Source organism: Ilumatobacter sp. (assembly GCF_049588435.1).
Lineage (GTDB): Bacteria > Actinomycetota > Acidimicrobiia > Acidimicrobiales > Ilumatobacteraceae > Ilumatobacter_A.
This window is the reverse complement of sequence record NZ_JBAVYV010000009.1, coordinates 1-11,661: the sequence shown is the minus strand read 5'-3', so window position 1 is coordinate 11,661 and position 11,661 is coordinate 1. Positions and strand designations below refer to the sequence as shown.

Here is an 11,661-nt window from a genome sequence, read left to right as displayed (position 1 = left end):
CCGCGTCACGGCGAAGGTCCAGCAGCGCTTCGCGGCCGCCGCGACCGAGGAACGGGAGCGACGCCTCGCCGGGATCCGACGGGCACACGCGGAGGTCGTCGAACTGTCGACGGCCGACGATTGGCTCGCCTCGATCATCACCCACGTCCAGCGCAAACGGGTCCAAGCGGTGCGCGGCGGGGTGATGCCACGATGAACGGCACACAGATCGCCGCGATCCTGCCCGATTTCCTGGATCCCGGGAGGCTGTGGCTGCTGCTCGTCGTGGTCGCGCTGGGCGCTGGATACGTCGCGTCGTTGGCATGGCGCAAGGGCGCACAGGTTCGATTCACCCAGGTCGATCTCCTCGATCGGGTCGCACCCCAGCGGCCTCGATGGCGTCGACACCTGATCGCCGCTCTGCAACTGCTCGGTCTCGCGCTCGCCGTGATCGCAATCGCGCGTCCCGTCGAGCACACGTCGGAGCGCACGAAGAGCGAAGGTCGGATCCTCGTGCTGTTCGACGTGTCGCTGTCGATGGAGGCGACCGACGTGGCGCCGAATCGGCTCGAGGCAGCCAAGGAGGCAGCGCGCAACTTCATCGACGAGGTCGACGACGACGTCGAGATCGGACTCGTGTCGTTCGCCGGCGTCGTCCGCGTCCAGGTCGAGCCGACGCTCGATCGGGAGCGCGTGATCCGGCGCGTCGATGACCTCGAACTCGACGAGGCCACGGCGATCGGCGACGCGATCATCGTGTCGACCGATCTGCTCACCGACGCGGCCGATGCCCAATCCGACGAGCCCGGTCAGGACAGCGACCTCGCTCCCGGCGCGATCGTGTTGCTCACCGACGGCGAGACGACCGTCGGCCGGACCACCGCTGAGGGCGCTGCGGTCGCCGCGGAGGCGGGCGTCCCGGTGTTCACGATCGCGTTCGGCACCCCGGACGGGTTCATCTCCGACCCGATCAGCGGCGAGATCTTCCCGGTCCCGGTCGCCCCCGAAGAACTCGAGATCGTCGCCGAGTCGACCGGCGGACAGGCCTACGAGGCGCAGTCCGGCGACGCCCTCGCCGACGCCTACGACGAGGTCAGCAACAGCCTCGGCGACACGCTCGGCGAGGAGATCGAGATCACGAAGGAACTGACGTGGCGCTGGGCGCTCGCCGCGTTCATCCTGCTCACGGTCGCCTGGTCACTGAGCCTGTGGTGGCTCCGCGGGATGGTCTAGCCGATCGACCTCGCGACCGGGTCGACTTCACGGCAGCGCCACAACCGTCACCGTGCCGGTCTCCCCGTTCACCTCGATCGTGGCACCGTTCGGAATTCGCTCGGTCGCCTCGTTCACCGACACCACGCACGGGATTCCCAGCTCGCGGCTGACGATGATCGCGTGACTGAGAGGCGCACCGACGTCGACGACCACGGCGGCAGCCGGGACGAACAGCGGGGTCCACGACGGATCGGTCATCGGAGCGACCAGGATGTCGCCCTGCCCGAGGTCTCCGGGATCGGACGGGTGGAGCACCACCACCGCGCGCCCGCGAGCCGAGCCCGGACAGCCGGGCAACCCGGTCAGCACATCCCCGACGGCCGAGACGTCGGCGGTGTTCGAACCGCGCTCCGGCCACTCCGTGTTGGGTGGCGGCGGTTCCGTGAAGATGAACGGCGGCTGCAATCCCTCGAGCCAATGGAGATGGGCGAGGCGACGTTCGACCAGATCATGGGGACCGTCGAGCGAGCCGTCGATCAGTCGTTCGACCTCGTCGACGAACAGCAGACACACATCGCTGTCTCGGTCCATCTCGCCGCGCTCGACGGCGCGTCGTCCGATCTCCCAGAGGGCCATCCGGACCTCACCGATGACCCTGATCACGTTGGTCTTCGAGCGCTCACGTCCCGGCAGAAACGTCGCCGATGATGCCAGCGCCGCAACGAACTGTCCCTGCGCCTCGGCGTCACCGGCGAGCGCCTCGGTGATCTCGGTGCCCAGACGTTCACGCTCTGCCTGGCGTGCGGCCTGTTCTCGATGTGGGTCCGCTGTGTCCTCGGCACCGCGCATCCGGTCGACAAGAGCCAGCACCAGATCGGGATCGCATTCCCACGACGGGGAGTGAACGTCCCATTCGTTCGGGCCCCGGCTGCCGAACTCGACGAGGAAGGCGTCGAGCGACCCGACGAACTCGACCACGTCGGGATGTGACGACTCCCGGATGCGCGAGGTCAGCCCGGTCGTCCCGCCGTCGAAGAGGTCGGTGAGCGTCTCCGATTTCACGACCTCACGCGACAGATCCCACATCGCAAACGACGGTGCCGCCGAATCGACTCCACCGATGCCGGCGATGAGATGCATCGAGGCGCCCGGATTGCCGACCGCAGCGCACACCGCACCGATCACGCCCGGGCCGATGCTCGCCGCACCGGACTGATTGATGTGTTGGTTGAACAGATCTCGGATCATCGGCACGAAGGAACGTGCCCGTTCGAACAGTTCGACATCGGTCAAGGCGGACAGGTCAGGCCGCTCATCGCGCGCAGCTCGGGTACGTCGCCGGTCGGCTTCGAGTTCGTCCTGGCTGCGATCCCCCATCACCCAGCCGAGCCAACCGGTCATCACCTCGGTGGTGGCTGCGTTCTCGTGCCACCGCTCCGCGACGTAGGGCGGAACGTCGGGGTGACCTGCGAAGTACGCGGCATCGAGATCGTCGGCGCAGAACCCGGGTGTGCGTTCCGCCCACACCCTGAGGATGGTGGTTCCGAGGTATGCGTATCCACCGAACAGGCCCATCACCTCGGGTCGCGCTTCATCGACCTCGTCCGGGGCGATTCCCAGCCGGTTGATCATGCAGTCGCGCCAGCCGAGGACCGAACCGGTCTCGAAGACGAGGTCCCACGCGAGCGGGCTCGGCGGATCCGGCAGCACCTCACCGACGTTCGCCCGCGTCCAGAGCGGCAGTTTCGGATTGAAGACGTTGTCCTCGATCCAGCGGATGTCGGTCATGGAATGCCCCCGTCCAGTCGTCGGGCGCCGATGACTCCCCGCAACGCCGCCCCGTCCCGCTCGCGAGCGTAGACGCGCGACAACCGGGGTCGTGACAGAAGTCCCGGGCGGCGTACCGCCCGAGATCGACTCAGGGGAGGAGGGTCTTCAGTTCTTCGATCGTCGACACCGGGTCCTTGCCGACGGCATTGACGCTGAGGTGCGTGACGCCGGCTTCGCTGTATGCGGCGAGGCGCTCCTTGACGAAGCTCTTCGGACCGACGAGGTTCGTGTTCGACAGCATCTCGCCCGGGACGAGCGACGCGGCCTTCTCCTTCTCGCCTGCCAGGTAATTGTCCTGGATTGCGATCGCCTCGTCGACGTAGCCGTACTTCTGCATGATCGTGTTGTAGAAGTTCTTGTCGCGGGCGCCCATGCCACCGACGTAGAGCGCGGTGGTCGGACGAGCGAAGTCGAGGATTGCGTTCGCCTTGTCACCGACGAGGTCCTCGCCGATCGCGACCATGCCGCCGGCAGAGATCTGCAGCGGGCCGAGTTCGGGATCGCGGTCGGCGGTGCCGGCCTTGATCTCGTCGCCCCAGACGTTGTGGAACTTCTCGGGATCGAAGAAGATCGGCAGCCAGCCGTCGGCGTGCTGAGCCGTCGCCTTCACGGAGAGCCCCATCAGGCTCGCCCAGAAGATCGGGATGGAATCGCGCACGGGGTGGTTGATGATCTTCAACGGCTTACCCAGGCCGGTTCCCTCGCCCGCAGGCAGCGGAACCTGCACGGTCGGTCCGTCGTAGACGACCTTCTCGCGCTTGAGCGTCATCCGACAGACGTTGATGTAGTCACGGATGCGTGGCATCGGCTTCTCGTACGGAACGCCGTGGAAGCCTTCGATGACCTGCGGGCCCGATGCGCCGAGACCGAGGATGAAACGTCCGCCGGAGACGAAGTCGAGTCCGGCCGCGGTCTGCGCCATGCAGGTGGCGGTCCTCGAGAACACGTTCATGATCGCCGATCCGATTTCGATCGTGTCGGTCTTCGCTGCGAGGTACCCCATCTGCGAAACGGCGTCGAAGCTGTAGGCCTCGGGCACCCAGACGACGTCGAGCCCGGCCTTCTCCAGTTCCACGACCTTGGCGACGTCGGCATGGAAGTCGCCGGAATAGTTGATCATCATCGAGAGCTTCATCTCGGCGAGAATAGGCCCACGCGAACACACGCGAGCAATCGGGGGTCGCTCACGTTGAACCTCGACGGGGCGGACGCGCGAGACTCGTTCTCCGATGACGATGCCGACGTGGTGGACGGAGCGACGGTTCGGACTGTTCGTCCACTCGACGGCGGCGAGCGTCGCCGGATGGGCACCGATCGGCGAGCAGGCCGAGTGGTACCGGAGCCACCTCGGTGAAGTCGACGATTCCCTCGGACATCCGAGTCCGTTGGTCGAGGTGCTCGCGCACCACCGCGACCGCTGGGGACACGTCGAGAACTACGACGACTTCGTCCCGTTGCTGACCTTCGAAAACTTCGATGCCGACGAATGGGCCGGCCTCGCCGCCGACGCCGGTGCGAGCTACTCGGTCCTGGTGACCAAGCACCACGACGGCTGGACCTGGTGGGACGCTCCCGGCGCGTCGCTCCCGCTCACCGAGGATGGGCCCCATCGCAACGTGCTCGCCGAGTACGCGGCGGCCTGCGAACGCCACGGCATCGCGCTCGGGACCTACTATTCGCTCCTCGACTGGGGCGATCCCGGCGCGCACACGGAGAACTTCGTCGACGACGTCGTCCACCCGCAGATCATCGACCTCGTGGAGCGTTACGGATCGCTGATGCTGTGGGCTGACGGGGGCCCGGAACCCGACGACGGGCGCTGGAGGGCAGCCGAACTCCTCCCCCGCCTGCGTTCGATCGAACCGCAGATCGTGATCAACGATCGGTGGCACGCGTCGGCAGCGGATCGGCCCACCGATGCGCCCCCGGCCGTGCGGACGTTCGAGACCGCGCCACCCGACGGAATCGTCGACGGACCCTGGGAACTGTCGAGCGCGATCGGGCACAGCTTCGGATACAACCGTGCCGAACGCAGCGAGCACCTGCTGACCGGCATCGGGATCGTGGCGCTCTACACCGAGGTCGTGGCGAAGGGCGGCAACCTGTTGCTCCACGTCAGCCCCGACGGCGACGGCAGCGTTCCGCCGATGTACGCCGAACGGCTCCGCGCAGCCGGCACCTGGATCCGTCGGTGCGGCCCGCACCTCGCGCCGACGACTCCGTGGACCACCTGGGGTGACCGCGACGTCCGCTACCTGCTGCGCGACGACGGCGACGTGCTCGCCGTCGATGTGGTCGGAACCGGGTCGTTCCCCGCGTTGAACTCGACTGACGTCAAGGTGACCACCGTCGGACTCGTCGACGAGCCCGACATCGCACCGTCCTGGCGACAGGACGGCGACGGACTCCATGTGGTGCCGCCCACGACCGATCCGGTGCGCGACCGAAGAGCGGTCGACGTGGCCGTCTATCGGATCACGATCGAGGCAGCCGACCGACCCGACGAGCTGTTCGCTCCCATCGACGCCGCCCCGATCCCACTCGCCCCATTGCTCGCGGAGGCTGGTGCCGGAGACATCGTGCAGTTGGGCGACGGTGTGTACGAGGGCCCGGCAACCGTTCCAGATGGCGTCGTGCTGCGTGGCCTCGGACCCGGCCGCACGACGGTCGCACTGTCCGACGACAACCCGCCCGACGCGGGGCCGACGCTGTCGATCGGGCGCGACGCGCGTCTCGAACATCTCCATGTCGAAGGAAACTCGAGTCCGTCGCTTCGCGATGGCCTCGTCGTCGCCGTGACCGGTGGCGCGGCGACGGTGCTCGGCTGCAACATCTCCGGCGGGATCGAGATCAGCGCCGACGACGTGCTCGTGCGTGCGGTGACCGCACGGGGACTGCTGGCGTTCAACGCCGATCGGCTCCACGTGTCGCGCTGCGACTTCAGCGGCGACCCGTCCGGCGTGGGCGTCGAACTGCGCGGTGGCGGTGGACAGAAGCTCGACTCGAACCGGCTGTCCGGGCACCTCTGCGCGGTACGGGTCAGCGAGACCACCGGCACGACGATCCGCGGGAACACGATGTCGGGTCGGTGGTGGGCGATCCACCTCGATCATTGCGAGGACGCACACGTCCACGGCAACCGGATCAGCTGGACAATGCGGGCCGTCGACATCGACGGTGGAACCCAGGCGGTGGTCGACGGGAACGCGGTCACCGACGGTGACAGCGGGTGCGTCGTCCAGGACGGGGCGAGCGCGTGCGAGGTGTACGGCAACCACTGGGACCGATGCCGGATCGGACTCCTCGCCTGGGACGCCGTGTCACTGCATCATCAGGACAACGTCGCTAGCAGCCTGCACGAACCCGACAGCGCGTTCGTCAGCGGCCCGTGAGCCAGCGTTACGTAACGGGTCAGACCCGTTACGTAACGCTCAGTCGTTGTGGGCGGCCTTCTTGGCGGCGCGGATGCGGATCGTCGGGTCGAGTTCGACCTTGCGGATGCGGATGTTCGCCGGCGTCACCTCGACGCACTCGTCGATGCTGATGAACTCGAGCGCTCCTTCGAGCGAGAGCAGCTTCGGCGGCGTGACGTTGACCGTCTGGTCCGACGACGACGCACGGACGTTCGTCTGCTTCTTCTCCTTGCAGATGTTGACGTCCATGTCGCCCGACCGCGAGTTCTCCCCGACAATCATGCCGCAGTAGACCTCCTGGCCGGCGCTCACCATGAGCTGCGAGCGCTCCTGCAGGTTGACCATCGAGTAATTGGTCACCGGGCCGGTGCGGTCGGCCACGAGGACACCCTGCGCACGGGCACGGATCTCGCCGGCCCACGGCTCGTAGCCCTCGGACGTGTGCGACAGGACGCCGGTCCCGCGGGTCTCGGTCATGAACTCGGTCCGGAAACCGATCAGGCCACGCGCCGGGACGAGGTAGTCGAGGCGGACCCAGCCGGTGCCACCCATGTTCTGCATGCGGCCCTTGCGGGTGGCGAGGAGTTGCGTCACCGCGCCCATGTACTCATCGGGGACGTCGATCGTGACGCGCTCGACCGGCTCGTGGACCTTGCCGTCGATCATCTTGGTCAGCACGACCGGCTTGCCGACCGTGAGTTCGAAGCCTTCACGGCGCATCTGCTCGACGAGGATCGCCAGCTGCAGTTCGCCACGGCCCTGGACCTCCCAGGCATCGGGGCGCTCGGTCGGGAACACCCTCATCGACACGTTGCCGACGAGTTCCTGATCGAGCCGCGCCTTGACGAGACGCGCCGTGAGCTTCTTGCCTTCACGGCCCGCGAGCGGGGACGTGTTGATCCCGATGGTCATCGACAGCGCCGGCTCGTCGACCTCGATGATCGGCAGCGCGATCGGGTTCTCGGGGTCGGCGAGGGTCTCACCGATGTAGATCTCTTCGATCCCGGCGACTGCGACGAGGTCGCCCTGTCGCGCCGAGTCGACCGGCACGCGGGTGAGGTGTTCGGTGAGGAACAGCTCCGCGACCTTGGCGCGGGTGATCGTGCCATCGCGCTTGCACCAGGCGACGGACTCGCCCTTCTTGATCGTTCCCTCCATCACCCGCAAGAGCGCGAGGCGGCCGAGGTACGGCGATGCATCGAGGTTGGTGACCCACGCCTGCAACGGTGCGCCCTCGTGATAGGTCGGCGCAGGAATCGAGTCGAGCAACACCTCGCCGAGGACGGTGAGATCACTCTTCTCCTTGGCGCCGGACACGATCGCCTTGGCTTCGTCGAGATTTTGGGTGGCCCAGCCGTCGCGACCCGAGCAGTAGACGATCGGGAACTCGATGTGGTGGTCCTCGGCGCCGAGATCGAAGAACAACTCGTAGACCTCGTCGACGACTTCTTCGACGCGGGCGTCGGGTCGGTCGATCTTGTTGACCGCGAGGATCACGGGGAGGTGTCGGGCGAGGGCTTTGCGCAGCACGAAACGCGTCTGCGGCAAGGGCCCCTCGGCGGCATCGACGAGCAGGACGATTCCGTCGACCATCGTGAGCGCCCGCTCGACCTCGCCTCCGAAGTCGGCGTGGCCCGGGGTGTCGACGATGTTCAGCGTGATGTCGGTGTCGGTGCGCTTGTCGCGCCAGACGAGCGACGTGTTCTTCGCGAGGATTGTGATCCCCTTCTCCTTCTCGAGGTCGCCGGAGTCCATGACCCGCTCGGCGACGTCTTCGTTCGCGCGGAATGCGCCCGACTGATGCAGCATCGAGTCCACGAGAGTGGTCTTGCCGTGGTCGACGTGCGCGACGATCGCGAGGTTTCGCAGGTCATCGCGCTTGCACAGGGTGTCCGAATGAGTCACGCATCGACGCTATCGGCCCCGCTCACCCCAACGTCGGCGCCTCTCGTCACTACGTGTCAACCCACCCAGACCCCGGTTGACACGGATCACCCGACGCGGCGATCCATTCCCTCCCAGTAGGGCTCACGCAGGTCCTTCTTGAGGATCTTTCCGGTCGGGTTGCGCGGGAGTGCGGCGATCCAGTCGATGCTCGTCGGGCACTTGAACGTGGCGAGCTGTGTCCGTGCGTAGGCGATGATGTCGGCCGCGGTGGCGTCGTCGGCCGTCGCCCCCTCGGCGGCGACGATGACCGCCTTCGCCGTCTCGCCCCATTTCTCGTGCGGTACGCCGATCACCGCGACGTCGGCGATCGCATCGTGGCCCATCAGGACGTTCTCGACCTCGGCCGGATACACGTTCTCTCCACCGGACACGATCATGTCCTTCACCCGGTCGTGGATGAACAGATAGCCGTCGTCGTCGAGATAGCCCGCGTCGCCGGACTTGAACCACCCATCGGGCGTCACCGCATGGGCGGTCTCCTCGGGCATGTGCCAGTACCCCTTCATCACCTGCGGTGACCGGATCCAGATCTCGCCGACCTCCCCGGGGGGAAGTGAGGAGTCGGGGTCGTCGCCGACGATCCGAACCTCGACGCCGGGCCCGGCAAGCCCACACGAGCGCAGACGGTGACGGTTCGGGCCGGTCGGATCGTGATCCTCGGGCGGCAGGTTCACGACCGCACCCGTCGTCTCGGTCAAGCCGTAGGCCTGCCAGAACTTGCACGGCTTGAACATCTCGACGCACTTCGCGAGCACCTCCTCGCTGATCGGCGACGCTCCGTACACGAACACCTTCAGGCTGGAGTAGTCGGCCTCCTCGACACCGGGAACCATCAGCATGAACTGGAGCACCGCCGGGACCAGGAACGCGTGAGTGATGCGTTCCTTCTCGATCAGCTTGATGAGCGCCGCCGGGTCGAGCTCGCGGAAGATGACCGACGTGCACCCTTCGTACATCCCCGCGGTCGCCCAGCCCCCGCCACCGATGTGGAACAGCGGCATCGCCGTGAGGTTGATCGAGTCACCGTCGAGTTCCCAGATCTCCTTGGCCATCGGGAGCAGGCTGAAGAAGTTCGTGTTCGACAGCATCACGCCCTTCGGACGGCCGGTCGTCCCCGACGAGTACAGCTGGAACGCGGTGTCGTCGGGACCCGAGTCCACCCCGGGATCCTCGGCCGGGTACTGAGCGACCCAGTCCTCGTAGTCCACATAGTCGTCCGAGGTCGCAGCCCCGTCGCCGATCACCACGAACTTCGTCACCTTCGGCAGCTGGCCGGCGATCTCGTCGAGCATCGGCACGAAATCGGGACCGACGACGAGCACCTTGGCGTCGGCATCGTCGACGATGAATTGCACCTCCGGGCCGGCGAGACGCCAGTTGACGTCGACGCAGACCGCGTTGAGCATCGCCGCGCCGAAGAAGACCTCGAAGTGCTCGATGCCGTTCTTGTCGAGAAACGCGACGCGGTCGTCCTCGCCCACGTCGGCGGCGCGCAACGCCTGCGCCATCTGCGCTGACCGCCCGAGGAGTTCGCTCCACGACAACCGTTTGTCGTCGAGGACCAGCGCTGTGTGATCGGGCCGGTTCTGACCATGCACCCGGACGATGCCGGCGACGTTGTTGATCTGGTTCTCGGTCATGGGACGTGACCGTAGTCACCAATTCGAGGTGTCGTGCGATCGTCGGGCCGCAGCGAATCGGGTTCTCGGTAGGGCACTGTCGCGCAGACCGAGACCAATCCCGCCGAGAATTCGCACGGAACTCGTCAGCGTCGGGTGAAGCCGAGGCCGAATGACACGACCGCTCGGGCGAAGATGTTCGACTCGACGTCGGGCTCAGCGGTGACGTGCAGGTCGGTCAGCCGTCGACTCATCTGGCCGAACACGGCTGCGAGCGTCGCCCGCGCGACGTGGGTGCCGATGCAGAGGTGGGTCCCGAACCCGAATGCGATGTGCGGATTCGGCGACCGTCGGATGTCGAAGCGGTACGGATCGTCGAACACCGCCTCGTCCCGATTCGCCGACGGATACAGCATCACGATCCGGTCACCACGCTCCACCGGTTGCTCACCGATCCGATCGTCCGCTGCAGCGCGGCGGAACATGTTGTTCAGTGGGGTGACCCAGCGCAGGACCTCCTCGACCGCGCCCGGAACGAGATCCGGGTCCGAAGCGATCGCCTCCCACTGCGCGGGATGATCGACGAACGCACGCAGACCGTGGGCGATCGCGGTCCGGGTGGTCTCGGCACCGCCAGAGATGAACAGGCCGACCTCGTGCGCGATCGCCTCCGGTGGCAGCGGTTGACCATCGATCCGGCCGTGGACCCAGGACGAGATCAGGTCGTCGCCGGGGTTCTCGTATTTCTCCTCAGCCACCTCGCCGAGGGCGCCCATGAACTCCATGTTCGCGTCGATGAAATCGCGGAACACCTTGCCGTCACGCTCACGCATGTCGGTGCGCATCAAACGCTCCGACCACGTCTTGAGATCACTCCAGCGGGACTCGGGGTACCCGAGCAACTGCGCCGTGAGTCGTGCCGGGACCTGACCGGCCACCGCGTCAACGACCTCGATCTCGTTCGCACCATCCGCGAGTGCCGCATCGAGAACGTCGGTCACCAGACGTTCGACATCGGCACGGCGCGCCTCGACCGACTTCTTCGTGAAGTCGCCCTGCACGAGCATCCGCTGTTGGCGGTGGCGCGGATCGTCCTGAGCGATCATGTTGATCTCGGTCGGCGACCAGACGGCCCGGTAGCCCTGCCCGGACACGAAGATGCTCGACCGACGTTCCACGTCCATCAGATCGGCGTGGCGCGTGACGCCCCACAGACCGTTGCGGTCGTCGCGGTACACCGCCTCGTTCGCACGCATCCACTCCCACACGTCGTGGGGATTGCGGCGATAAAGGTCGGGATCGAGCAGGTCGGCGAGCACGCGACCGTCCTCCCAGCGGGTGTGGTCGAGATCGACCGGACTCTCCGTCAGCGACATCCCCGCATCGTGACAGATGACTCAGCGGCCGTGGAAGGTGGGTGCGCGTTTCTCGACGAAGGCGGCAACCGCCTCGGCGTGGTCCTCCGAGACGAAACACGGCATCTCGAGCGCCGTCGACAGGTCGAAGCTCGTCAACAGTGCCTGCTTGATCTGCTGGTTGACGGCGATCTTCGTCCCCTGCACGGCGAGTGGCGCCTGTGCCGCGATCCGATCCGCCCAGCCCCGTGCCGTGGCTTGGAGCACGTCCGGCGCACACACCTCGGCGGCGACACCGAGACG

The 11,661-nt window shown here is 66.7% G+C and carries 8 protein-coding genes and 1 pseudogene; 3 read left to right on the top strand and 6 right to left on the bottom strand.

From position 1 onward, the window contains the following. A pseudogene (locus tag WBV89_RS00270) lies at window positions 1-196 on the top strand (DUF58 domain-containing protein); the annotation flags it as partial. Then, entirely contained in the window at window positions 193-1,212 is a 1,020-nt protein-coding gene (locus WBV89_RS00265) for a VWA domain-containing protein (RefSeq protein WP_423979344.1), read from the top strand. The pseudogene WBV89_RS00270 and the gene WBV89_RS00265, both read left to right, overlap by 4 nt. Before the next feature lie 27 nt (window positions 1,213-1,239). Here WBV89_RS00265 and WBV89_RS00260 read toward each other — a convergent pair whose 3' ends face one another. Next, on the bottom strand, window positions 1,240-2,982 hold the full coding sequence (locus WBV89_RS00260; protein WP_423979343.1) for a PEP-utilizing enzyme: 1,743 nt from the start codon (window positions 2,980-2,982) through the stop codon (window positions 1,240-1,242). Between the two features lie 130 nt (window positions 2,983-3,112). Continuing rightward, window positions 3,113-4,159, bottom strand: coding sequence for an LLM class F420-dependent oxidoreductase (locus WBV89_RS00255; protein ID WP_423979342.1), 1,047 nt, complete (start codon window positions 4,157-4,159; stop codon window positions 3,113-3,115). Window positions 4,160-4,253: 94 nt separating this feature from the next. On the opposite strand from WBV89_RS00255, the gene WBV89_RS00250 reads away from it, so the two are divergent. Then, on the top strand, window positions 4,254-6,416 hold the full coding sequence (locus WBV89_RS00250; protein WP_423979341.1) for an alpha-L-fucosidase: 2,163 nt from the start codon (window positions 4,254-4,256) through the stop codon (window positions 6,414-6,416). A gap of 39 nt (window positions 6,417-6,455) precedes the next feature. Here WBV89_RS00250 and typA read toward each other — a convergent pair whose 3' ends face one another. The 4 genes from typA to WBV89_RS00230 form a co-directional block, all read right to left on the bottom strand. Then, entirely contained in the window at window positions 6,456-8,342 is a 1,887-nt protein-coding gene (gene typA, locus WBV89_RS00245) for a translational GTPase TypA (protein ID WP_423979340.1), read from the bottom strand. 86 nt (window positions 8,343-8,428) lie between these two features. Further along, window positions 8,429-10,024, bottom strand: coding sequence for a long-chain-fatty-acid--CoA ligase (locus tag WBV89_RS00240; RefSeq protein ID WP_423979339.1), 1,596 nt, complete (start codon window positions 10,022-10,024; stop codon window positions 8,429-8,431). Window positions 10,025-10,149: 125 nt separating this feature from the next. Beyond that, complete coding sequence (locus WBV89_RS00235) at window positions 10,150-11,379, bottom strand: cytochrome P450 (protein WP_423979338.1); 1,230 nt, start codon at window positions 11,377-11,379, stop codon at window positions 10,150-10,152. 21 nt (window positions 11,380-11,400) lie between these two features. Next, the coding region (locus tag WBV89_RS00230; protein WP_423979337.1) for an enoyl-CoA hydratase/isomerase family protein at window positions 11,401-11,661 on the bottom strand (261 nt) is incomplete at its 5' end.

Coding starts and splice junctions, on each gene's coding strand:
- WBV89_RS00265 (WP_423979344.1), top strand. CDS start 193: ATGAACGGCACACAGATCGCCGCGATCCTGCCCGATTTCCTGGATCCC.
- WBV89_RS00260 (WP_423979343.1), bottom strand. CDS start 2,982: ATGACCGACATCCGCTGGATCGAGGACAACGTCTTCAATCCGAAACTG.
- WBV89_RS00255 (WP_423979342.1), bottom strand. CDS start 4,159: ATGAAGCTCTCGATGATGATCAACTATTCCGGCGACTTCCATGCCGAC.
- WBV89_RS00250 (WP_423979341.1), top strand. CDS start 4,254: ATGACGATGCCGACGTGGTGGACGGAGCGACGGTTCGGACTGTTCGTC.
- WBV89_RS00240 (WP_423979339.1), bottom strand. CDS start 10,024: ATGACCGAGAACCAGATCAACAACGTCGCCGGCATCGTCCGGGTGCAT.
- WBV89_RS00235 (WP_423979338.1), bottom strand. CDS start 11,379: ATGTCGCTGACGGAGAGTCCGGTCGATCTCGACCACACCCGCTGGGAG.